The sequence below is a fragment of the Flammeovirga sp. OC4 genome, assembly GCF_000812565.1.
Taxonomy (GTDB): domain Bacteria; phylum Bacteroidota; class Bacteroidia; order Cytophagales; family Flammeovirgaceae; genus Flammeovirga.
In genome coordinates this window covers 26,727-51,324 of record NZ_JTAM01000013.1, presented here as the reverse complement: position 1 = coordinate 51,324, position 24,598 = coordinate 26,727, and the positions used below count along the sequence as shown (strand labels likewise).

Here is a 24,598-nt window from a genome sequence, read left to right as displayed (position 1 = left end):
GGTTATCTCGATATTAAAACAGTTTAACCTTTTCATGATTCATTTTAACTAATCTTGCTTTTCCAATTTAGGTAACAAGTGATTTTCCAAATGATAGAGTAATGTACCATTGACGGTCTCTGCATGTGTCATAATCGCACCGTGTGCACCATCTTCAATTTTAATAAAGCCTACAGCATTAGGAAGGTTTTGATAAAGGTATTGTCCCATCGAAAACGGTACTCCAAAATCCTGATCTCCATGAATAATTAAAGCTGGGCATTTGATGTCGGGCAAAAAAGATTGAATATCATCTCTATCAATCAAGTTATTCATGGCATGAAATATTTGTTCTCCAGTTCTTTCTTGCCACAACGGAGTCCATTTATTCCAATGGCATTCATTTCCGTCTTTAGGACCTATAATACCCGTCATAAGATTCTCATGTAGTTCTGATAGTAATCCATGATTCATCCATGTATCTCTTACTTCTCTATACCCTGTTTTTACCTCTTCAGAATCAATATGTGCTGAAGTACTAATCAAGATTAAGCCTTGTACTCTTGAGGGAAACCGGAGTGCAACTCTCAATGCTGCATACCCACCTTGTGACATTCCAGCCAATATCACTTTTTCAATGCCAAGGTGATCTAAAATTGCCATACAGTCACTCACGGTATCATATAAAGAGAAAGGTTTTCCATCCCACTTCGTTTTACCAAAAGCTCTTGCATCAAAAGTAATGATACGATAAGAAGAAAAGAATTCAACTTGTGACGCAAACATTTTTGAACTCATCAAAAAGCCATGCATAAAAAGTATTACCGGAGCCTCTTTATCCCCATGGTCCTCATAATACAATGATTGGTTGTTTACATTTAGGTAAGCCATAGTCTGTTAATTGGTTAAAATTCTGACAGAACAGTAGTTCTCATATTCATTTAATCCAATTAATATAATCATTTCTAATCAGAAATAAAAATGTAAACACCTCATTTACAGAATGATAAGAAATTATTAATTTAAAATACATATTCCTCATTTCTAGTTGATTAACCATTCAACATTATTTTTTGTAGAGGAAATTTACAGCTTATCTTTTTTTTCATTAAGTTCAATAAGAGAACCAATAATACACACAAAAATAAACACTACTAACGATGGTTAAAATTATAGAATGCCCTAGAGATGCAATGCAAGGGCTCTCTCAGTTCATCCCTACACTGACAAAAATTGAATACTTGAATTTATTGCTAAAAGTAGGATTTGACACCTTAGACTTTGGAAGTTTTGTATCTCCTAAAGCCATTCCTCAAATGAAAGATACAAAGGAAGTTTTGGCTGGTTTAGAATTGGAAAATACGAATACAAAACTGCTCTCCATTGTAGTCAACGAGAGAGGTGCCAATGATGCGGTACAACATGCTGAAATTGAATATTTAGGCTTTCCCCTTTCTGTCTCAGAAATTTTTCAAGAAAGAAATACAAAAAAATCGATCCAAGCTGCAAAAGAAGCATTAAACAACATCAATACTATTGCACAAGCGCATCAAAAAGTAACGGTCGCCTACTTATCAATGGCATTTGGCAACCCCTATCAAGAGGATTATTCAACCTCTAAAGTGTTAGAAATGGCACACGAACTTTCTGAAATGGGCATAACAATACTCTCATTATCGGATACAATCGGTACTGCAAATGCAAAAGATATTCAAGTTTTATTTGAAAATGCCTCAAAATTATTGACCAATACAGAATTGGGTGTACATTTGCACTGTAATCCTTTTAAGGCAACTGAACTAGCAAGAGCAGCAATTAATGCAGGTTGTAGAAGAATAGATACAGCCCTTGGCGGACTTGGAGGATGTCCTATGGCTAAAGACAGTCTTACTGGAAACTTAGCCACCGAATCACTTATTGAGGCTCTCCAAGATCAACCTTCGTTAATGCCCGCCTTAAACTTAGATACTTTAAAGAAGGCGTCAGAATTTAGACGTCAAAATATAGGTTAGAAAATGATAAATATAGAGACTTGTCTCACCCCGGAGATTTTATCCTTACATCAACTCGAAGGAAAAATTGCCGTTGTTACAGATGTTTTGAGAGCAACTTCATGTATGGTTGCAGGTTTAAATGCAGGTGTGAAAAGTGTTATCCCCGTTATGACGGTTGAGGAAGCACTTGATTATTCAAAAAAAGGCTATATTACAGCTGGAGAAAGAGGGGGAGTAAAAGTAAAGGAGTTCACGATTGGTAATTCTCCTCAAGAACACATGCAGGAAGAATACCGCGGCAAGGACATCTGCATGACTACAACAAACGGTACAGTGGCGATTACGGAAGCAAAGAAAAGAGCAGATCAGATCGTTATCGGTGCTTTATTGAATGTTTCAGCTGTTGCTAATTTTTTGAAATCAGCTCAAAAAGACGTTGTCATTATTTGTGCAGGATGGAAAGGTAATCCAAGTCTTGAAGATACTTTATTTGCGGGTGCTCTAATTGATAGATTACAAGATGAATGTAATCTTACAGACGATGCTTCATTCATGGCATTGACCCAATATAAAGCATGTAAAGACAATCTAGTAGAGAGCATTCAATTCAATGCTTCACATGCTAAACGATTAAGTGGTTTGAAAGCCAAGTCTGACCTTGCCTTTTGTGCTCAGGAGGATTATTGTGATGCACTTCCTATTCTTAAGAATGGGGAAATAACAATTTAAAATCAGCATTATGGGAGGAAAGAAATTAGAAATAAAACAAAAAGTAAAAATCAAAAACCGAAAGGCTTCTCATGAGTATGAGTTTGTTGAAAAACTCGTAGCAGGGATTTCTTTAAAAGGTTCCGAAATAAAATCAATTCGTATGCAGAAAGTTAGTTTACAAGATGCTTTCTGCCTGTTTATTGGAGATGAACTGATTGTAAGAAGCATGCACATTGCTCCTTATGAAATGGGTGGCTACAATAATCACGAAGCTAAAGCAGACCGTAAACTTCTTTTGACAAGAAGAGAATTAGATAAGTTGGATAGAAAAGTGAAAGAAACAGGTTTTACGGTTATCCCTACTCAACTTTTTATCAACGATAGAGGTTTAGCAAAATTAGAAATTGCCTTAGCAAGAGGTAAAAAGCTTTATGACAAGCGTAATGATCTGAAAGAGAAAGATCAAAAAAGAGAGTTATCTAGAATGAAATACTAACTTTATGAGTTACGTCTTATTTAACAACGAAATCGAAAAAGCATCTAAAACGGGAGTATCTTATTCTGACAGAGGGTTTCAATACGGCGATGGACTTTTTGAAACTATGATTTCCCAGAATGGGACTATCCGATTTTTAGATGATCACATTGATCGAATAAAACGTGGATTAAAAGAACTTCAGATCAACTTTCCTTCAGATTTTCAAGATAAAGAATATATCTATGGTGCCTTCAAGACATTGAAAAAGAAAAATGATATTGAAGGTGACTGTAGAATAAAGTTAATGATCTGGCGAAAAGAAGGTGGTCTCTATACTCCTAACAACTCTAACTACTACACACTTTTATCGATTCAACCTTTTGAAAAAGCAGATAGTAAAAAATCTTTGATAGTTGATTATGGAGAGTCCATTAAAGTTCCTTTGACTCCAGTATCGTTTTGTAAGTCTTTGTCTTCTATGACTTATACCTTTGCAGGTATTGAAAAGAAAACGAGAGCACTTGATGATCTTATTTTAATCAATTATGATGGCTACCTTGCTGAAACAATCTCTGGAAACCTCTTTTGGATTAAAGATAAAGTCATCTATACTCCAAAAGTGGCTGTTGGTTGTGTGTCTGGTATTGCTCGAAAAAATATCATTGCTCATTTAGAACTAAAGGGATATAAAGTCAGAAAAGTATTTGCTCGAAAAGCCGAACTGATGGAAGCAGATACAGTAATGACAACAAATGTAACAGGTGTGACGATGATCAAAGAAATTGGCGAAAAGCAATATAAAGTTGTCGACGCTTGGAAAAAAGTTTTTGAACAAGCTTATGACTAAGATATTATTTATAAAAAATACCCCATAATTGATTTTCAAACTATTATGGGGTATTCATTTTGAGATAATCAATTAGCCTAACTGACTAAACTCTGCTAAGAATTTATTATTTTCTTCTTCGGTTCCAATTGAGATACGGAGGCCTTGATCACATAATAATACCTTAGAGCGATTTCTGATCACAATCCCTTTTTCCACCAACTCATTGTACATTTTATCTGCAGCCTCTACTTGGATTAAAATAAAGTTTGCATCAGAAGGATACCTGTTTTTTACAAAAGGCATTTTATCCAATTCTTCTTCCAATCTTGTTCTTTCTGCAAGAAGTTTACGCACCATCTCTTCCACTTTATCCACATTATCTAAAGCCTCTAAAGCTTTTTCTTGTGTCAACTGATTAATGTTATAAGGTGGTTTGATTGTATTGAACACTTTTATTATTTCAGGTGAAGCGAACATCATTCCTAAGCGAAGGCCAGCCATTCCCCATGCTTTAGAAAAAGTCTGTAACACAATCAAATTGTTATATGATGACAATTTTGAGATAAATGAAGGCTGAGATGAAAAATCAATATAAGCTTCATCAACAATCACCAACCCGTCGAAACTTGTCAATAACTGTTCTATTTTATCAGAACTAACAGCTCCTCCAGTTGGATTATTTGGAGAACATACGAATATGATTTTTGTATGCTCATCTACTTTACTTAATATCCCCTCCACGTCTAAATCCAATTCAGCGGTCAATGCAACTTCTCTCACTTCAACGTTATTGAGGTCCGCACTTACTTTATACATTCCGTAAGTTGGAGGGAGAATAATTACATTTTCTTTTTGAGGTTCGACAAAAGCTCTAAACAATAAATCAATAGGTTCATCGCTGCCATTTCCCAAGAAAATATGATCTGTTGGAATATTCTTTATTGGAGATAACTTTGCTTTAACTGCCCTTTGATATGGATCAGGGTATCGATTATAAGGTTCTCCCGTAGCCGTTCCAAAAGGATTTTCATTTGCATCAAGAAATATATTTTCCGTTGATACATCTTCAAACTCATCTCTTGCTGATGAGTAAGGCGTCATTGAGCGGATGTGTTCACGTAACAATGACTGTATATCTATGTTAGTTTTGTTCATGGTATACAGATAAACTTATTGTAATATTTTTTGAACGTCCAAAGTGTAAACCGTTGAGGAATAAACATCCTTTCCTACACTATTGGTTTTCACACCGCCAAAAATAATCAATTTATCTGCAGAAATTGTCATTCCGTTACCTACTAATTTTCCAATATTCGTATGATAACGCTTCAAAGTACCTTTATCTGTATTGTAAATAAAGAGTTGTTCATTACTAAAAATAACAATATTACTACCGTAGCTAGTGATTGTAGCATCCACAATTGGCTCTGCTAATTTCCCTACTTTCACCCATCGGTCTACTTTGATGTTATACATGTAGATCTCATCAATAGGAGCCTCATTTTTACCTCCAAACACATATAATTTACCATTTGAAACTGCCCCATAAGTAATCATCTGCTTTGGCATATGGGCTAATTGTTTCCATTCTTTCTTTTTTGAATCAAATGAAAACAGCGTGTTAGAGTAAGTGTCATTGTCAATTTTACCTCCGAATAAGAATACCCTTCCTTTCCATTCTGCAATGGAAGATTTATGAATAGCCTGAGGATTTAAAGACACATTCATAATTTCTGGTACTCTGTTATTATAGGCTACCTCTCTCACATTGACATCGATACTAGCCATGGGATCATCTTCATTCCCTTTCGTTCCGTTAAACAGGAACATACTTCCGCTTGAAATGGTAGTGTTGATGAGTTTCTCTCCTTTGATATTGATAGGAGTCACTTCATTCCAGCTATCATTTTTGGGAGAATACGAGAGTATTGTATTGTAATGCTCTTCTGCCTTGTTCATTCCTCCTACTACAAAAGTAGTTTTAGGGGTATTACAATAACCCATGTATGCACGAGGTGATGGCATAGGTGTACCTTTAGAAAAACGCAAAGTAGCATTCTCAAACTCTTTTGATATATTGGCGGATACACATGACTGTATAATCACGCTAAGCGTCAAAAGACAATATCCATATATTGAAGAAGATAACAGCTTCATATAGTTTTCAATTATTAATACAAAAGTACAACATAGGTAAGTAGTATCATTGTTTGAATTTACTCTTTGATGTTATGTTTAGTTAAAATTAGAAAAATACAACTTATATCCATGAATTTAAAACATATTAATGGTATTCTATGTGATTTAGATGGAGTACTTTACAATGACGGAGTATTGATTGAGGGTGTTGTGGATACCATTAAGAAACTAAAACAAAAAGGTTACCCATTCTTATTTGTTACCAATACATCAGGTATCACTTCCAATGAACTATTTCATAAATTAGATAAAATGGGGATTCCTTTAAAGGAGGAAGAAGTATTAAGCCCTCCATTAGCAACAAGAGATTATTTAATCAACAATAATTTCAAAAATGCTCAAGTATTAGCAAGCACTTCTATCAAGGAGATGATCTACGAAAAAATAGAGATGAACTTGGAAGATCCAGAAGTGATTGTAGTCGGTGATATTGGAAAAAACTGGGACTATGAGCTGATGAATGAGCTTTTCCTAAAGGTGATCAACGGAAGTAAAATTGTGGGCCTACATCATGGACGCTTCTGGAAAGCTAGTGAAGGCTTAAGGATCGATATTGGAGCATTTATCAAAGGACTTGAGTTTGCTACTTCTACCACATCCGTGTGTATCGGTAAACCTGACAAATCATTTTATGAATCTGCCATTCAAAAAATCGGTTTGAATGCCAGTGAACTTTTAATGATCGGTGATGATATAATTGGTGACATTCAAGGGGCAAAAGAAGCCCAATTGACCGCTATCCAGGTAAAAACAGGAAAATACCGAAAAGAGTTAACAGAAAAAGCCATCATACAACCTGATATAATTGTTGATGACTTTAATGCTTTAAATGAATTATTGGACGAATTATAACCTAGTCAGGAGCGATCCTGTTGCTTGAGAAACTAATTCCCATGATTCTAAATCAAAAGTGATAACTACAGCATCTGCAGGTGATAAATTTCCAATAACGTCACCTGTCAGATATTCTGCTAGAAAACTGATGGCAGGATTGTGACCTACTATTGCTAAACTATCTGCTTGATCTGCCCTTTGATTGATAAAATCTAGCAGCCTTCCCACATTGGCTTCATAAAACGAGGGTTCTACAAAAATTGCTTCTTGTGGCATATCTAATTGCTCTAAGATTAATTGTGTAGTCACTGTTGTTCTAACAGCATCAGAATAAAACATAACCTCAGGTTGAAAATTACCAGAAGCTATTTTTTTTCCTAGATGTACTGCCTGTGTAAATCCTTCTTGGGTTAGCTCCCTTCTTCTGTCATCTACACCGAAATATGCACTTTCGGCTTCTGCATGTCTTATAAGAAGTAATGTTTTCATTAAATAGAAAAATAGATTTAGTAAAAAAATCTTTTGAAGTAGTTTGAAAGTTATTTGTCAAATTTGACTTTTCGCACTTCTTAAAATAGTTAATAAAATTTAGGTATAATCATTTGGTTTTCATAGCATCAATTGGATTATTTTAGAAATATTTTTTGTAGACATAAAAAAAACGATCCCCTTTTCAGAGAATCGTTTTTTGTTGCTAAACAAGCTAAGTATCAACCAGTAGCTCTCAATGCTGATGCAATCGCGTTGATTGAAGTCAATAATTGGAACAATACAGCCTCCACATCTTCTGGGTTGGCTTTCTCGTCCGCCTTCATCTTACGCCATTTCTTCAACAAGCTAATTTGAGTTTTATGAAGCGGGTTTAATGCTTCAGCTCTGATAAAGCTTGAGTAGTAATGATTACTTCTTCTTTCAGCAAATGATTCTTTCAATAAGCTATCCATCATTTTTCTAGTTCTTGTCAACTCTTCAAGAAGCATAGTTAAGATAGAATCTTTTACGTCTTTATCTGATACCATTGCAGCGTAATCCTTCATGATAGTTTCATCAGTAGCTTCTAATGAAGTATCAACGTTAGTGAATACGTATCTGATCAATGGGTCTGTTTTGATCAATTCTTTCAACTTCGCAAAGTCTTCAGGTCTTTCTTTAGATAATTTCTCTAAAGTATAACCTACACCGTACCAAGAAGTCATATTGAAACGAGCTTGGCTCCATGAGAATACCCAAGGAATAGCTCTAAGATCGGCTAATGTTCTTCTACCCGTTCTACGAGCTGGACGTGAACCAATTCTTGATGACTCGATCGCATCAATTGGAGTCGCCTCACCATAGAATTTGATAAACTTAGGATCCTCTAATAGGTTTACATAGAAGTTTCTACTTTCTGATGCCATCCAAGAGATTACACCTTCAAGCTCGTGCTTCGCTTTCTTACCTAAGTTATCTTTTACAGTATTACCTACTGAACCTGCTAATAACAATTCCATGTTGTAGCTCGCGTTCATTTTGTTGGCATACTTTTGCTCAATTGTTTCACCTTGCTCAGTTAAACGGAAGTTACCGTTTACACCACCGTGAGGTAAAGCTTGGATAAACCACTGAGTAGGACCTGCACCACGAGAAATAGTACCACCTTTACCGTGGAAGAAGTTGATCGCAATATCTCTATGCTCACCCACTTCGTATAAGCTTGTTTCAGCATGGTGTAATGCCCACTGTGAAGCAAGGATACCACCATCTTTGTTACTATCTGAGTAACCTACCATTACCATCTGCGTTAATTTCTTATCTCCGCTTTGACGTTTTTGGTATTCTAAGCTACGACGAGTGATAGGGTGATCCAAGAAGCTTTGCATTACTTGAGGAGAGATATCCAAATCTTCGATTGTCTCAAATAATGGCACTACAGGAAGTTTACAAACTAAACCTTCTGGAGTTTGCTCCATTAAACCTGCCTCTCTTGCTAATAAGTAAACTGCGATCAAGTCAGATACTGAACGAGTCATTGAGATAATGAACGCTCCGATACCTGCTGTACCATAGTTTTTCACGTGTTCCGCAACTACTCTGTAAGTAGAAATTACCGCATTAGCTTCAGTTGGTAATTGAGTAGATGGGTGAGTGAAAGGTCTGTTTGAAAGCAATTCGTTGTTCATAAACGCTACTCTCTTCTCTTCTGACCATGATAAGAAGCTATCACCATCTAAAGAAGCTGCGTTTAAGATTTGAGAAATTGCTTTGTCGTGGAATGCACTGTTTTGACGGATGTCAAGACGAGCTAAGTGGAATCCAAATGTATCTAATACTCTAATCGCATCATTTACATAAGAATAAGCTAATCTATTAGCACCGTACTCTACTAAAGTTGACTGAAGTAACTCCAAATCAGCTTTAAGTTCAGTAGCCATTCTATATTTACCTTCAGTCTCCTGTAATTCTACAGCGTGCTCTCTTTTTACGTCTACAGGTAATTTCGCTAAACATAAGTTCACAAACTGTCTGAATGCTTCACCTACGTTTCTATCAATTGCTTGCTTACCGTCTTCGCCTAATTCTTTTTGCAACTCAGCGATACGAGCTTGTAATGCTGCTGGAGCATCTTCAATATCACAAGACACTGAAAGCTTTTTCACTAGGTTAAATAAAGAACGTCTAATTAATACGAATGCATTTAAACGTAAAACGCTTAATGTTTCTTCAGTTACTTCATGAGTTACTAATGGGTGTCCATCACGGTCACCACCAACCCAGTTACCGAAAGATACTCTTGGACGGCTTCCGATGTTTCTGATAAGGTCTTTATCAAAACCAACTTCACCCCAAGCTTGTTGGAAACGTTGATCTAAGATCGGTAATACCTCAGGGAAAACATTTGTAAGGTAGTGAATAGCGTTTCTTCTTTCAGAAGCTACATCTGGCTTCTCAACGAAGATCTCACCTGTTCTCCATAATGTATCTAATATTAATTTAATTTGAGCATTGATAGAGCGTTGCTCGATACCAGTGTACATTGTGTTCTCTCTCTGAACTAACAATAAGTACAATGTTCTATGGTGCTCTAATACTGTAGATCTTTTAGCCTCTGTAGGGTGAGCTGTTAATACAGGCTCGACCATTACTTGTGGTAAAAGGTCTGCAATCTGCTCTTGCGTATAACCTTGATTTTTTAAGTCTTTTAATCTTTCTCCCCATAAACCTTTCACGCTCGCAAGACCGAAATCGTTTTCTTTCTTACGTCTTGATTGCACGGCTCCGTTTACTTCTACCATATTCAACAATTGGAATACGATAGAATAAAGCTGCATATGCTTCTCGTCTATTTTTTTGAGGGAAGAAGTTCCTTCGTTAATCCATGGAATTGCGTTTGCTAGTTCTGTTTCGCCATTCTCGATTAATACCTCTTTTAAACACTGAAGTAAAAACTCTAGGTCCTCATAGGGTTTACCCAGATGCTTCTTCACAACCTCAAGGGCGCTCAGTGGCGTTACTGCTGTTTCTTTAGACATTCTGCGATTATTATAATTATGAGATAATTTTATTCTTTACACAATATGCAATCAAAGTTGCTTTTGATTACAAATTAAGTAAATAAGTTTGAGATTTATAGTAAATTCCTAAATCTTATCTTTCTTTATGGAACAAATATCTTAATTCTTAATCATAGTTAAGATGATCTTAATTACCTATCCTATTATAAAATAATGATCATTAGCAATACATTCGTTGACATCTGTATTAAATTACAACGCCTGCTTTTCCTTGATCTCTCATTTGCTTCCGTTCTTCTTTACTAAACCTATTTGTAATCAATCGATTAGATCGGTCATAATTCAAATAGTTCCAAAACCAGTTGATAAATACGATAGATTTATTCCTCATTCCTAATAAGGACATAATATGCACAAACATCCATATAAACCATGCAAAAGGCCCTGAGCTCTTGAAACTTCCTACCTCAACTACAGCTTTATTTTTACCAATTGTAGCCATACTCCCTTTATCTTTATAGACAAAAGGCTCTTTCTGCTTTCCTTTTGCTTCGTTCTTGAAGTTTTTTGCCAACTGTGTTGCTTGTTGCATTGCCGCAGGTGCCACCATCGGATGACCATTAGGGTAATCTTTGGTTTTCATGCTCGCTACGTCTCCTATTGCATACACATTTTCCTGTCCAAGCACCTTACTATATTCGTCCACTAAAATTCTATTACCTCTTTCTGTAATTAAAGAAGCATCTAACCCTTTAGGCGAGTTTCCTTCCACACCTGCTGACCAAATCAAGTTTCTTGAGTAAATCACACCGTCTTGATCTCCTTTCTTCGTCGTTGCCACTTCACCATCGTAGCTCGTTACAAATGTATTTTGATGTAAAATCACACCAAGTTTCTTCAGGTACTTCTGAGAACTTTGAGATGATTTTGGAGATAAAGCATTCAACACCCTGTCTCCAGCATCTACCAAGTGCACTTCCATTCTTCTTACATCCAACTCTGGATAATCAACGGGAAGTACATATTTTTTTAGTTCTGAAATGGCACCCGCTAATTCCACACCAGTAGGACCTCCACCAACAATTACAAAGTTCATCAGTGCAGATCTTTCTTGAAGGTCTTTTGTTTGAAGTGCTTGCTCGAAGTTTTGTAATAAAAGACTTCTTAATTGGAGTGACTGTACTACTGTTTTTAAAGGCATACAGTGATATTTGATCTTCTCATCACCGAAGAAGTTGGTTCTAGATCCTGAGGCAATCACCAAATGATCATATTTTAGTTCACCAATATCAGTCAATACTCTACTGCCTTCGATATCTACTTTTTGGACAACTGCTAATCGGAAATAAAAGTTGGAAAACCCATGAAAAAGTTTTCGAATTGGAAATGAAATGGAATCAGGCTCTAAACCTGCTGTTGCCACCTGATATAATAATGGTTGGAAAGTGTGATAATTGTTTCGGTCTAACAATACCACTTGAAAGTCTGTTTTCTTTAGGTGCCTTACTAATTCTAATCCTCCAAAACCTCCTCCTACAATTACTATTCTTGGTACTCCTAGGTCTGGTACGTCAATAACTTTGTCCATATAACAGTGAATTTTTGTTTGTGGTAAGCGAGAGTTGATCATCAATAATCTGTAAAAAATGATGATTTGAGATAATTCTGAATACCAATTTTGTATAGTTTATTAATAACTATAAAAATACACCATTTAAGTACTAAAAGTCCATTAAAACAATAGATTTTTCTATCTGAAGTAATGACTTCCTAATTTTTAATTGAATAATGGTTTTCCGCTACTTCTTTTCACTTAATTGTAAGTGAATTCACACTCTTAACCACCTTTAACCAGTAATAAGATTATCGCTGCACAAAAAAATCCTGACCTCGAATATCATCTATTCAAAATCAGGATTAATAATATATTAAGTACAAGCCTTATTTATCTTCTTCTTTTCGCTTTACTTTCCTTAGCAGGCTTCTTTTTCTTTTTATCCAAACCAGAAAGGTATTTTAAAGAGATCATTTCTTGCTCAGAAAGGTATCTCCATTTACCTCTTGGAAGGTCTTTCTTAGTCAAACCAGCTAAAACCGTTCTATCTAAAACTTCTACCGTATAGCCGAAGTGTTCAAAAATTCTTCTAACAATTCTGTTTTTACCAGAGTGAAGCTCAATACCAATTTCTCTACGATCATCTTCATTAACAGACAACCCATCGATATAAGGGGAACCATCTTCCAATTCAAATTTACGATCACGTAAAGTCATTTCATCTTCCTCTTTTAAAGGCTGATCCAACTCTACACGGTAAATCTTCTGAGTGTTACTTGATGGGTGTGCCACTTTCGTTGCAAACTCACCATCATTTGTAAAAAGTAATAAACCAGTGGTATTTCTATCCAAACGACCTACAGGATAGATACGTTCTTCACAAGCATTTTGCACCAATTGCATTACTGTTTTTCTTTCCAATGGATCTTTAGTGGTAGTAATGAATCCTCTCGGCTTATTTAATAGAACATATACATACTGTTCTTTCTTTAAAAGCTTTCCTTCATACTCTACTCTATCATTTGGCTGTACTTTGTAGCCCATTTCTGTCACTACTTCACCATTGATTTTTACAAGACCTTCTGCAATCAGCTTGTCAGCTTCTCTTCTTGAGCAAACTCCTGCATTAGAAATATATTTATTTAACCGTACCTCGTTCGTTCTCTTTGCTTTTACCTCTTCGCTTTCTTCTCTAACCTTTTTAGCAACAGAAATTACTTTCTTTACATCATATATAGGTTTTTTGATTTCCTTGTCTGATGATCCGTATACCGTCTCTCTGATTTTTTGATCTTTTTTTGCTTTGAGCTTTTCTTCTAGCTTTTTACTAGGTTTTCTTCTTGGAGCAGGCTTTTCAGAGAACGTTTCTCTCTTTGGTTTTTCCTTGATGAACTTTTTGAAAGGACTCAAGTTTGATTTTCCTGAATTAGGAGTACGCTTTTTCATCTAAATAAATTAGAAATTCAACATGCTGCCAACACGGCAGTAAACTGTCTATGGAGACCATAGATTTTGAAAAGTCTCTCACAAAAACAAAAGGGTGTTCATGTCCAAGTACTTATTCAAAGCACAAAGTTCGTGAACTTTAAGGTATTCTTTCAATAATTATTGAAAACAATCTCTAAATTTTAAGATAATTCTTCAATTTTCTTTTGAATATCGATAAGAACAGCATCAGACAATGCATAAAGTTGTTTCAGTTTTTCTTCAAGTACACTCTTTTCATGGTTAATTGCATCTTCCATAAAGATCAATAGTTCTTCTAATTCCTCATGTCCAAGGTAGGCTGTACTTGATTTTAGTTTATGTGCTTTCTTACCAAACTCAAGGATTGCATTGTTACTTAGCAATGCCGTCAACTCTGCAGGGTATTCCTTTAAATTCTTTTCAATCACTAAAAGAATAGAAAATAAGAATTCTTCATCTCCATCAGCGATGTCATATAGTCCGTTAAAATCTACATTTGTTAGCATGATATTATTAAGGGTCTTCGAAGTAATAAAATCTATTTTCAATCTTAAAAAAGATCTAGAACAAACTTGTTTTAGATGCTCTATCCGTCACATATTTTGAGTAATCTTTCCCAAGATATAAATCAATACAATAATGTGCAACATATAATATAGGCGTCATTAGAACCGCTATTCCAAATTTGTAGATATAATTAATAATACCTACCGCAATCACTTGCTCTAAAGACCAATTTCCAAAGATATAAAAAGCGACTCCTAATACGACAAAGCTATCCACTAACTGAGAGAATAAGGTAGACCCTGTAGCACGTACCCAGATTTGTTTACTTCCTGTAAATTTCCTCAACCATTGAAATGTATAAGCATCCAAAAACTGACCGATAAGAAATGCTACTAATGAACCAATTATAATTCCTAGTCCTTGTGTAAAGATTTTATCAAATGCTTCTTCAATGTTGAAAGGGTTTCCTTGACTGTCCACATTGTTCAGATCTAACCAAAATTGGGCTGGAGGCAAATCGGTGATCATCAAAATCACAAAAAAGACATAAGAGATTAAAGCGGCAGTTATAAATGATATCTTCTTTACGCCTTCTTTTCCATAATACTCATTGATAATATCTGTAGTAATAAAAACAACAGGCCAAATGACCACTCCTGCTGTAAGGTTAAAATCCAATACAAAAGAATCTATTACTTCTAGTTGCATAGGAGCAACTCCTAGTAGGGTTTCCAAAGAGAAAATCTTAGGCCCAACCATTTCTGCCACTATAGCATTTGTTATAAATATTGCACATAAACCTATATATAAGGTCTGGTATTTTTTCTCCTGTGATTTATTATCCTTTGCCTGATTCATGTTAGAAAATTGAACTGCCATAGAGTGTTTAAAGCGTTGTTAGTAGATTATATTATGATTTAAATTACAGATTTCTTATGCTCAATTGCAAATCACTTTGACTGTATATTCTTTTTGAACTATTATCTTTGCGACTTGTTTTAAATTAAATGTAAAATAAATGATTTCATTTTATCCTGGACCTAGTAAAATAGAACCTCTTGTAGGAGATTATATGCAAGAAGCAATGGATAGTCAGTTGATAGAATACAACCATAGAAGTCCACAATTTATGGAGATGATGAAGTCATGTATAAAGGTGGTGAAAGAAAAACTCAACATCCCTAAAAATTATCATGTACTTTTTGCTTCGAGTGCTACGGAATGTTGGGAAATAAGTGCTCAATCTTTTGATGCTAATTTCATACATATATATAATGGTGCTTTTGGGAAAAAGTGGGCGAACTATAATGAGCACATCAATAAGTCAGTAACTCACATTCCTTATTCACCTCAAAAAAGGATCAGTCTCAACAAAGTCAAAATAGACAAAAAGCAAAAAAATATCTTTTGTCTAACGAATTGCGAAACTTCTAACACTACAAAAGTGCATTCTAAGACTATTCAAAAGCTTAGAAGTCGATTTCCAAAATCGTTGATTTTTGTAGATGCAACAAGTGCAATGTCTGGTGTCAATATTAATTGGCGCTCTGCTGATTTTTGGTACGCTTCAGTTCAAAAATGTTTTGGGCTACCTGCGGGGTTATCTGTGATGGTTTGTTCTCCAAAGTTGTTGAAAGAAATGAAACAGGAAGATTTCCACTATAATTCATTGCATTCTATCTATCAAAACAACTTGAAATTTCAAACAACTCATACTCCTAATATTCTAAATATCTTTCTTCTGAAAAAAGTGATGGAAAATCGAGCATTTATTTCAAAAATATATGATCACTTAAGAAAAAGAGGAAATAGAGTAAAGAAAGAATTAATCCGGTTAGGTTTCACACCACTAATCAGTAACTCACAATTACAATCTGAGACTGTCATTGGTGTAAAATGCAACCCTGACGAACTTCTAAGGATTAAAGAAAAAGCACTTGAAAACGGAATTCTATTGGGGAATGGTTACGGACCTTGGAAAAATAATTCTTTTAGAATTGCTAATTTTCCTGCCCATTCAGACAATGATTTTGAACATTTGATTTCCTTTTTTAAATCATTCAAAAAAGGGGATAATTCTTAATTTTTGAAATATAGCTTACAAGATACTGTTAAAACAGTTAAATTTACTCATTATAAGATTTCACATAATTATTTTGTGCCATATTATGTTTAGCGTCCCAAAACACGTATAAACAATTTTTAACCGTTCTTTACAGTTTCTTTTTGTAAATAACGGATACTAATCGTAATTTCGGGCGCTGAATAAAATATGATTTGGATTATTCGCAGCATTAAATTCGTATTCAGATGGTAGATATCTTAGGATCTTTAGGCGCGACATGGACAGCAGTCTTATTCGTAGTCTTTTTCCTAGCACTAATTCAGATTTTCCGTTTTGTAATCAACAAAACAGGGTCTGATATTTTGTCAGGAAAGAAATCAGGACAAGAAGGAAGTATTCTTGTAAAAAAGTATAACGATGTAGACGTTTCAAAATATTCTACATTATTTGGTTTAATTGGTCTTTCATTATCACTTCTTTTTGTATTAGTGGCATTGGAATTCCCTTCGTATGAAGATCAAACATTAATGGACTTAGGTTCAATTGATTTTGCTGAAGAGGAAATGATGGATGTACCAGTTACACAACAACAACCACCTCCACCACCAAAAGTTACTGCTCCAGTAATCGTTGAGGTGCCAGACGAAGAGGAAATCGAGGACGAAATCGAAATCGAAATCCCTGAGGAATTTGACGAAGAAACTGTAATTGAAGAAGCAGTAGAAGTTGAAGAGGAAGAAGTAGAAGAAGCAGTTGAGGAAATCTTCGAAATCGTAGAGGACCCTGCAGGTTTCCCAGGTGGTATGGGTAAATTCTACAAGTGGGTAGGTAAAAACATGAAATACCCTTCGCAAGCTAAGCGTATGGGTGTGGAAGGTAAAGTATACATTCAGTTCGTCGTTGACAAAGACGGTACTTTAACGGACATCAAAGTTGTTCGTGGTATCGGTGCTGGTTGTGACGAAGAAGCTGTTCGCGTATTGAAGAAAGCTCCAAAATGGAAGCCTGGTAAGCAACGTGGACGTGCAGTAAAACAAAGAATGGTATTACCAATTTCATTCAAATTAGGTTAATCCAAACCTTTGATTTCAAAAGGCCGATGTTATATTTACTGTAACATCGGTTTTTTTTTATGCATTTATTTCTGACCTTTTAAGTACAAAGTCAATTTTGAATTTGTACTTAGTAGCTAATAATTTATCTAACTTTTCATGAGACAATTACAATTGTTCTTTTCTTTAATGAGTATTTCTTTACTCAGCATTGCCCAAGAAACATCTTACACTCCTGATTACCTGTTTCCGATTGAACCTGGAAAACAGAACTATTTTGCGGGTTCTATGGGTGAATTGAGAACAACACATTTTCATGGTGGTTTAGATATTAAAACAAGAGGTGTAGAAGGTCTTCCGATTTATGCCGCCGAAGATGGTTATATCATCCGAATGAGAGTTTCTCCGTTTGGCTATGGCCGCGGTCTGTATATGATGCACCCCAATGGTCAATGGACTGTCTATGGTCACCTACAACGTTTTGCCCCAAAATTGGAAGAATATATTGTCAAGAAACAATACGAAAAAGAGTCATTTGAAATTGATTTAGAAAACCTTCCTTCAAACCTATTTGTCATCAAAAAAGGTGATATCATTGGGTATTCTGGAAATTCGGGTTCTTCAGCCGGACCTCACCTCCATTTTGAAATTAGAGACCAAGAAGAAAGACCACTCAATCCCGTTGATTTCGGTTTTAGCGAAGTCATGGATAACATTCCCCCTACGGTAAGAAGCGTACGATTAAGACCCCTTGAAATTTACAGCAGAGTTGAAGGTGAATTTGCACCAATTTTGAAGTCCGTTTCCGGAAAATATGGTTATTATCAAGCCTCTACTTTTAATGCTCTTGGAAAAGTAGGTGTAGAAATTGACACCTATGATCGTGCTGATGGTACTTATAATAAATATGGTATCAACAAAATTCAAGTTTTTGAAAATGATCAACTTATCTATGAGCACATCATCAATCGTATTCCTTTCGACAAGAGTGCAAATATTAATACGTTTACAGACTACAAAGCATTTTTAGACACTAAAAGGAGATACCAAAGGCTGTACAAGTTTGACAGTAACCACTTACCAATTTATCCAGACAGTTCACTCACTGGATTTATTGAAGTAAACCCCAATGAGAGAAAGAATATAAGAATTGAACTTTGGGATAGTTTTGACAATCACACCGTCACCAAATTCACTATTAAAGGGCACATCCCCACACCTAAATTTAGCAAGCAATTTGACTCCATATCAATCGAAGAAAATATTATGAAAGTGGCTATCCCTGCCGAGAAAGGAAAATCACTTCAACTACATTTCCCACTTTGGAATCAAAAAATTCAACCTGCTTACCACAAAGGAAATGTCAATTACTATTTATGGGATCTAAGAGATGGCCTTCCATTTATGTGTTCTATTGATTCCACTCAGTTAGACACGCATTTAGAATATCAGGTTCCCCATCATTCATCATTAAAGTATTATGGTAAAAATGTCAATATTGAATTTAGAGAACATTCTTTATTTGACACACTATATCTAACGATTGAAGAAGGCCAAAACCTTTTAAAAATTAATGACTACTATACACCACTACACGCTAGTGCTTTGGTACATTATGAAGTCAATGATTCCTCACTTATTGATGACAAAAACTTTGTTTTCAGAATTGATCAGAAAGGAAAGAAACACTTTTTAGGTGGACGATGGAATGATAATATTATCAGTTTCAGAACCTCTAAATTGGGTAAGTTTACTATCTTACCTGAAAATACGCCTCCAAAAATTATACTTCTAAAGAAATGGAAAAGTAATCAACTACGTTTCAAAATTGAAGATGAAGATGCAGGAATCGCCTCTTATAAAGCGACCTTAAATGGGCAATTTATTCTATTAGAATATGATGCGAAGAAAGATTACATTCAGACCCGACTGTTGAATGATAAGCAACCTTTGAAAGGAAAGTTTAAAATGATCATTACGGACAGAGCTGGTAATACTTCTGTTTTTGAAAAAACGTATTAATACAAATACTATTCTGGTAATCTTGTCAATCCAATAAATGCTGCTAAAAAAAAGCAAATGGCACCAATTCCTGTATTGACCAAGGCAAATTGAACAAAGGCTAGCGGCAATGGTTGCGGTAAATAAATTGAAGCAATGGCAGATATCATAAATGTGATGCATCCTAGCATGTTGATCCAAATACTTAGGTTTTCCCTATCGTCCCAATTGAGCTTAAAGGAGATTTCTTTAAGTAAGTAAAAAGCAGAAATCAGAAATAAAATGGACCCTAACATATTGGGTACCCAAACCAGTAAATCCCCTTCTAACCAATCGAGTTTTCGAGTTGCATCAAACGTATTGATATTAAATAGTAATGTACCAAGCCATTGTGTTAACCCTGCAATATAACCGCTATTTTTAGGGCGGAAAGCCATAAGTTTCCATTCCTGATTCTTCTGATTTGTAGCATTCAATAACTGAAAAAATGCAGCGAAAGTAAAAGGAATAGAACCTATAAAAAAGATAATATTGAGAAATGATTCATTGGGATGAGGGAGCAAAAACGTAAAACTTGAATAGATGAAACAAGATGCTCCTACCATAAATAATATAGACATCCATAACACCATTCTTCTTGACGTAAGTGGATGTAAATGTATATGCATAATATAAGTTTTAAAGGGATATTGTAATGGAAAAAGAAAGCTCAGCTTTATCTGAAAACTGAGCTTTCAGTATAATTAATGAGCAAAACTAGAACCCGATGTCCTCATTTCTCGATCTCCCCTTGCAATAAAGTGTTCTGCTGCTTTTTGAATATCATGGATCAACATGGTGGCCATATCACTATTAAAGCCCTCTCTGACAACGATCCTCAGTACGGCTACATCTTCTGTATCGGCTGGCATAGTATACGCCGGAACCAACCACCCCCTCTCTCTTAATTTACTTGAAATATCATAGACTGAGAAGTTCAATCCATCTTTCACACTAAAGGCAAAAACTGGAATTGTACTTCCATCACTCAGCAACTCAAAATGGCCTAACTTTTCCACTTCAGATGAAATTTTCATAGCTATAAATTGGAGATCCTTCATGATCTGACGATAACCTTGTTTTCCCAGTCGAATAAAATTATAATATTGGCCGATGACCTGGTTTCCTGGGCGTGAAAAGTTCAAGGTAAATGTGGGCATATCTCCTCCTAGATAGTTCACATGGAAAACAAGGTCTTTGGGTAAATCTGATACATCTCGCCAAACTACCCAACCAATACCAGGGTATACCAAACCATATTTATGCCCAGAAACATTGATCGACTTCACAAGTGGCAATCTAAAATCCCATTTTAATCCAGGATGAATAAACGGTGCAACAAAGCCACCACTCGCCGCATCAACATGCAATGGTGTTTCCCAACCCGTCTTTGTATTATTCTCAACCAATGCATCATGAATTTCTTCAATTGGTTCAAATTCTCCTGTAAATGTTGTTCCTAAAATTGCGACTACACCAATAGTATTTTCATCTACGGTATTGACTACTTCATCAGCTGTAATGACATACTTTCCTTTTTTCATCGGAATGTATTTAGGTTCTACGTCCCAATAACGGCAAAACTTCTCCCAAACTACCTGCACATTAGTACCTAACACAAGATTAGGTTTATCGGTAGACAATCCCGCTTTTTCTCTTCTCTCTTTCCACTTTTTCTTAAAAGCCATCCCTGCCAACATCACTGCTTCACTAGATCCAATTGCTGAAGAACCTACTGCATTTCCGGTGTCAGGTGCGTGGAATAACTTTGAAACTATATTGATACAACGCTCCTCAATTTCTGCTGTTTGAGGGTACTCATCTTTATCAATCATGTTTTTATCGAAGGTTTCAGCCATTAATTTTTCAGCCTCCGGTTCCATCCATGTAGTAACGAAAGTAGCCATATTGAGTCTGGCATTCCCATCCAGCATCAATTCATTATGAATGATATTATAGGCTTGAGCGGGTTCCATCTGTTCCTCTGGTAAAGAATACTTAGGAACTTGAACTTGGTTTCTGATTGACTTGACAGCATTGTGAAGGGCATGGGGGTCGCTAATTTTCTTATTTTTTTTCAGCATTGCGAAATATCATTTATGATATAAAGAAATAGAATAGTTTTTAAAAGAATATAGTCGTTACTTCTCAAATACACGAGAACGTAACGACTTTAAAATTTAGGGATTTTTTTTTGATAAAGCCCTATCTATGAACAACTAATGTTAGTTTTTAGAAGTAGAATGAGATGATTATTCAATTAATATTTTGCAGGAATCACTTCTAACACTTCATCAATGTTAGCAAACAATAATTCGTGTTTCCCATCTAAGCCATCTTTCATCTGAAATCCAGACTCATTGACGCTTTTAATGACACCATGATAACTTTGTCCATTTTTCATGATTACATCTAACTCTTTTCCCACAAACGATTCTTTATTTGAAGTAATCATTTGACCATAATATCTTTTTGTACCTTTTCTCATTTTATAGTATCATTACTTTTTTCCGAAATATAAGCATCAATACAGAACAAAACTAACATCATGATACTATCCATCGACGCAGGAACACAATCCATAAGGGCTTCTTTAATTGATGAGAAGGGGAATATTATTGCTCTTCAAAAAACTCCAATTACTCCTTATCATTCCCCTCAACCTGGGTGGGCTGAACAAGATCCCGATTATTATTGGGAAAATACATGCATTACTGTCAAAAAACTTTTAGCAGACAACGAGGTCAATATTGAAGGGGTTGTTATTACAACACAAAGAGGTACGGTCATTAATGTGGATCAGGAAGGAAAACCACTCCGTCCTGCTATTGTTTGGTTAGATCAAAGAAAGGCCAAACTTGAAGACTACCCCTCTCCTTTTCTAAAATTTGCGATGAAAGGTCTTGGGATGTATGACATTATTGAACATGTTATTTTGGAAAGCGAGTCCAATTGGATTCGTCAAAATCAACCTGAGATATGGAAGAACACTTACAAATACCTTTTCTTATCTGGCTATTTTCACTTTAAACTAACAGGGTTTTACAAGGAAACGACCGGAAATATGGTAGGCTTTGTGCCTTATGATCACAAAACTCATCATTGGACAAAAGCGAATGATCAAAAGCATAAGTTATTCAATATCCCAATGGATAAGCTACCAGAACTTGTCCACCCTTCAGAGCGTATTGGAACAATTACAAAAGAGGCTGCAAAAGAAATTGGAATTCCTGAGGGAACTCCTTTAATTGCTGGAGCCTCAGATAAAGCTTGTGAAATGCTTGGTTCTGGAGCAGATCAGCCCAATATAGGTTGTTTGAGTTTTGGAACAACCGCTACTGTCTCTACAAATATCCCCAAATACAAAGAAGTGATTCCCTTTTTCCCTTCGTACAGTAGTGCCGTAAAAGGAAGTAATAATACAGAAATCATGGTGTATAGAGGTTTTTGGATGATCAGCTGGTTTAAAAAAGAATTTGGACATCAAGAAGTTTTACACGCAGAGGAAATGAATGTTGCGCCTGAATCACTTTTTGAAGATATGATCAAAGAAATACCCGCAGGATCTATGGGCTTGACATTACAACCTTTCTGGTCTCCTGGCATAAAAAACCCCGGACGAGAAGCCAAAGGAAGTATTATTGGATTTGGGGATATCCACACCAAAGCACATATTTATAAGGCCATCTTAGAAGGAATATCTTATGCCCTTAAAAAGGGTGCTCAACAAACAGAAAAGAGAACAGGTTATAAAATGACCGAACTAAGAGTTTCTGGTGGTGGATCTCAAAGTGATGTTGCTATGCAGCTAACAGCCGATATTTTCAACCTTCCTACACACCGACCACATACTTTTGAGACATCATCACTCGGTGCGGCCATGTTGGGTTATATTGGATTAGGAAAACACACTCTTTCTTCTGCAATTCAAGAAATGACTCGATTTGAAAAAACATTCTATCCTCAAAAAAAAGAAGTAGCGATTTATCAAAAGCTTTATGATAAAGTATATCTTAAGATGTACCCTCAATTACAACCTATTTATAAAAAGATTCAAAAAATTACAGGCTATCCTAAAAAATGAGGTAGGAGTACATTATTTTTGAATTGGTAGTCTCACTTTTTTAACTTCGCCCTATGAGCATTAAAGTAAAAAATTTAACTAAAATATATGGAGAACAAAAAGCTGTAAATAACATTTCTTTTGAAGCTAAACCAGGAGAAATATTAGGCTTTTTGGGACCAAATGGTGCTGGAAAATCAACCACCATGAAAATTGCCACCTGTTACATTCCACCTACAGAAGGCACTATCAACGTATGTGGCTATGATGTAGTCAATGATCCAATCGAAGTTCGAAAAAAAGTAGGGTACTTACCAGAACATAACCCATTGTATCTGGATATGTACGTGCGTGAATACCTTGATTTTTGTGCTTCTATCTACAAGTTAAAAGGGCAAAAGAAAAAAAGTAAAATTGAGGAAATGATTGAGCTGACGGGGCTCACGCAAGAAAGAAAGAAAAAAATTGGGGCACTTTCAAAGGGTTACCGTCAGAGAGTTGGACTTGCTCAAGCACTTATTCATGATCCTGAGGTGTTGATCTTAGATGAACCAACTACTGGACTTGACCCAATTCAGTTAGAAGATATCAGAGCTTTAATAAAAAAGGTGAGTCAGGATAAAACAGTGATGCTATCTACTCATATCATGCAGGAAGTTCAAATTTTGTGTGACAAAGTCGTTATTATCAGAAAAGGCGATATTGTAGCCAACGATCATGTCAACAATTTAAGACATTTAGGCTCTAAAACTATTTTGAATGTCACATTCGAAAATCCTACTGATGCTCAATTCCTAGAAAGTGTAGAAGGTGTTGAAAAGATTGAAATGTTGAATAATCAACAAGTTTTGATCTACTACCCCAACGAAATGGATTTGAGAGGTGATATTTTCAGAAAAACAGCCGAATATCAACAAGCCATCATAGAAATGAATACACAAATTCAATCTATGGAAGAGATATTCACAAAACTAGCTCAGAAATAAAATCAAAAAAGATGATATTAATAAACAAAAGACCTAAATAAGCATATATATCATCTTTTTTGATTTTAATAGTAATCTTTACATTATAAAAAAACAGCGACTTATTCATTTAATGTGAATAAGTCGCTGTTTTTCTTTTATCCAAGTTGATATCCTTATAAAGTTACAAGTTATCCAACTAATTCATAAAATTATATCAATATCTTGTTAAGAATATTGATATTCTCATAATGAAAAAGCAATTTTGAGATTAACATTCTAAATCTTATTCACAATTGTGTGCTGTGAACTCATTTAGAATAGGCTTATATTTTTAATAGAAGCATGATAAAATGCTTGAGTAATTAC

General features: G+C 35.3%; 22 protein-coding genes. 10 read left to right on the top strand and 12 right to left on the bottom strand.

Annotation, left to right across the window (positions count from 1 at the left end; translation table 11 throughout):
- Window positions 1-48: 48 nt before the first annotated feature.
- Window positions 49-870: an alpha/beta fold hydrolase gene (locus PL77_RS11415; protein WP_044205047.1), complete on the bottom strand. Its 822-nt coding sequence runs from the start codon at window positions 868-870 to the stop codon at window positions 49-51.
- Between the two features lie 269 nt (window positions 871-1,139).
- Here PL77_RS11415 and PL77_RS11410 point away from each other — a divergent pair, with 269 nt between their 5' ends.
- From PL77_RS11410 to PL77_RS11395, 4 genes are read left to right on the top strand one after another with little or no spacing between them, the layout of a single operon-like run.
- Complete coding sequence (locus tag PL77_RS11410; protein ID WP_044205046.1) at window positions 1,140-1,991, top strand: hydroxymethylglutaryl-CoA lyase; 852 nt, start codon at window positions 1,140-1,142, stop codon at window positions 1,989-1,991.
- Between the two features lie 3 nt (window positions 1,992-1,994).
- Window positions 1,995-2,702, top strand: a complete 708-nt coding sequence (locus PL77_RS11405) for a 2-phosphosulfolactate phosphatase (RefSeq protein WP_044205045.1) — start codon at window positions 1,995-1,997, stop codon at window positions 2,700-2,702.
- A 10-nt stretch (window positions 2,703-2,712) separates the two neighbouring features.
- Entirely contained in the window at window positions 2,713-3,180 is a 468-nt protein-coding gene (gene smpB, locus PL77_RS11400; RefSeq protein ID WP_044205044.1) for an SsrA-binding protein SmpB, read from the top strand.
- A gap of 4 nt (window positions 3,181-3,184) precedes the next feature.
- On the top strand, window positions 3,185-4,009 hold the full coding sequence (locus PL77_RS11395) for an aminotransferase class IV (protein WP_044205043.1): 825 nt from the start codon (window positions 3,185-3,187) through the stop codon (window positions 4,007-4,009).
- Window positions 4,010-4,081: 72 nt separating this feature from the next.
- Here PL77_RS11395 and hisC read toward each other — a convergent pair whose 3' ends face one another.
- Entirely contained in the window at window positions 4,082-5,146 is a 1,065-nt protein-coding gene (gene hisC / locus PL77_RS11390; RefSeq protein WP_044205041.1) for a histidinol-phosphate transaminase, read from the bottom strand.
- Between the two features lie 15 nt (window positions 5,147-5,161).
- Window positions 5,162-6,148 (bottom strand): kelch repeat-containing protein, encoded by a 987-nt coding sequence (locus tag PL77_RS11385; RefSeq protein WP_082026497.1) that lies wholly within the window; start codon window positions 6,146-6,148, stop codon window positions 5,162-5,164.
- 111 nt (window positions 6,149-6,259) lie between these two features.
- On the opposite strand from PL77_RS11385, the gene PL77_RS11380 reads away from it, so the two are divergent.
- Window positions 6,260-7,042, top strand: a complete 783-nt coding sequence (locus tag PL77_RS11380) for a TIGR01458 family HAD-type hydrolase (RefSeq protein WP_044205037.1) — start codon at window positions 6,260-6,262, stop codon at window positions 7,040-7,042.
- On the opposite strand, the gene PL77_RS11375 is transcribed toward PL77_RS11380, so the two are convergent.
- From PL77_RS11375 to PL77_RS11350, 6 genes are all read right to left on the bottom strand, one after another.
- Window positions 7,037-7,513: a histidine phosphatase family protein gene (locus PL77_RS11375; RefSeq protein WP_044205035.1), complete on the bottom strand. Its 477-nt coding sequence runs from the start codon at window positions 7,511-7,513 to the stop codon at window positions 7,037-7,039. The two genes, PL77_RS11380 and PL77_RS11375, sit on opposite strands and share 6 nt — an antisense overlap.
- A gap of 221 nt (window positions 7,514-7,734) precedes the next feature.
- Entirely contained in the window at window positions 7,735-10,533 is a 2,799-nt protein-coding gene (locus tag PL77_RS11370) for a phosphoenolpyruvate carboxylase (RefSeq protein WP_253273981.1), read from the bottom strand.
- A 229-nt stretch (window positions 10,534-10,762) separates the two neighbouring features.
- The gene (locus PL77_RS11365; RefSeq protein ID WP_082026502.1) at window positions 10,763-12,103 is read right to left on the bottom strand and encodes an NAD(P)/FAD-dependent oxidoreductase; all 1,341 of its coding nucleotides are present in this window, start codon (window positions 12,101-12,103) and stop codon (window positions 10,763-10,765) included.
- Between the two features lie 357 nt (window positions 12,104-12,460).
- A complete protein-coding gene (locus PL77_RS11360; protein WP_063769015.1) occupies window positions 12,461-13,516 on the bottom strand; it encodes a pseudouridine synthase in 1,056 nt (351 codons plus the stop codon).
- 182 nt (window positions 13,517-13,698) lie between these two features.
- Window positions 13,699-14,043 carry a hypothetical protein gene (locus PL77_RS11355; RefSeq protein WP_044205033.1) on the bottom strand — a complete coding sequence of 115 codons (345 nt, stop codon included), beginning with the start codon at window positions 14,041-14,043 and terminating at the stop codon, window positions 13,699-13,701.
- 55 nt (window positions 14,044-14,098) lie between these two features.
- On the bottom strand, window positions 14,099-14,923 hold the full coding sequence (locus PL77_RS11350; protein ID WP_371199215.1) for a queuosine precursor transporter: 825 nt from the start codon (window positions 14,921-14,923) through the stop codon (window positions 14,099-14,101).
- Between the two features lie 139 nt (window positions 14,924-15,062).
- Here PL77_RS11350 and PL77_RS11345 point away from each other — a divergent pair, with 139 nt between their 5' ends.
- The 3 genes from PL77_RS11345 to PL77_RS11335 all read left to right on the top strand — a co-directional run bounded on the left by PL77_RS11345 (window position 15,063) and on the right by PL77_RS11335 (window position 19,183).
- Window positions 15,063-16,127 (top strand): aminotransferase class V-fold PLP-dependent enzyme, encoded by a 1,065-nt coding sequence (locus tag PL77_RS11345; protein WP_044205031.1) that lies wholly within the window; start codon window positions 15,063-15,065, stop codon window positions 16,125-16,127.
- A gap of 227 nt (window positions 16,128-16,354) precedes the next feature.
- The gene (locus PL77_RS11340) at window positions 16,355-17,182 is read left to right on the top strand and encodes an energy transducer TonB (RefSeq protein ID WP_082026495.1); all 828 of its coding nucleotides are present in this window, start codon (window positions 16,355-16,357) and stop codon (window positions 17,180-17,182) included.
- Window positions 17,183-17,320: 138 nt separating this feature from the next.
- Window positions 17,321-19,183, top strand: coding sequence for a M23 family metallopeptidase (locus PL77_RS11335; protein ID WP_044205029.1), 1,863 nt, complete (start codon window positions 17,321-17,323; stop codon window positions 19,181-19,183).
- A gap of 8 nt (window positions 19,184-19,191) precedes the next feature.
- Here the strand turns inward: PL77_RS11335 and PL77_RS11330 are convergent, their stop codons facing one another.
- The 3 genes from PL77_RS11330 to PL77_RS11320 form a co-directional block, all read right to left on the bottom strand.
- Window positions 19,192-19,830, bottom strand: a complete 639-nt coding sequence (locus tag PL77_RS11330; protein ID WP_156152329.1) for a YrhK family protein — start codon at window positions 19,828-19,830, stop codon at window positions 19,192-19,194.
- A 75-nt stretch (window positions 19,831-19,905) separates the two neighbouring features.
- A complete protein-coding gene (locus tag PL77_RS11325) occupies window positions 19,906-21,285 on the bottom strand; it encodes a glutamate decarboxylase (RefSeq protein WP_044205028.1) in 1,380 nt (459 codons plus the stop codon).
- Between the two features lie 176 nt (window positions 21,286-21,461).
- Complete coding sequence (locus tag PL77_RS11320) at window positions 21,462-21,689, bottom strand: hypothetical protein (RefSeq protein ID WP_044205026.1); 228 nt, start codon at window positions 21,687-21,689, stop codon at window positions 21,462-21,464.
- 60 nt (window positions 21,690-21,749) lie between these two features.
- Here PL77_RS11320 and PL77_RS11315 point away from each other — a divergent pair, with 60 nt between their 5' ends.
- Entirely contained in the window at window positions 21,750-23,285 is a 1,536-nt protein-coding gene (locus PL77_RS11315; RefSeq protein WP_044205024.1) for an FGGY-family carbohydrate kinase, read from the top strand.
- A gap of 53 nt (window positions 23,286-23,338) precedes the next feature.
- The gene (gene gldA, locus PL77_RS11310) at window positions 23,339-24,250 is read left to right on the top strand and encodes a gliding motility-associated ABC transporter ATP-binding subunit GldA (protein WP_044205021.1); all 912 of its coding nucleotides are present in this window, start codon (window positions 23,339-23,341) and stop codon (window positions 24,248-24,250) included.
- The last annotated feature ends 348 nt before the right edge of the window (window positions 24,251-24,598 follow it).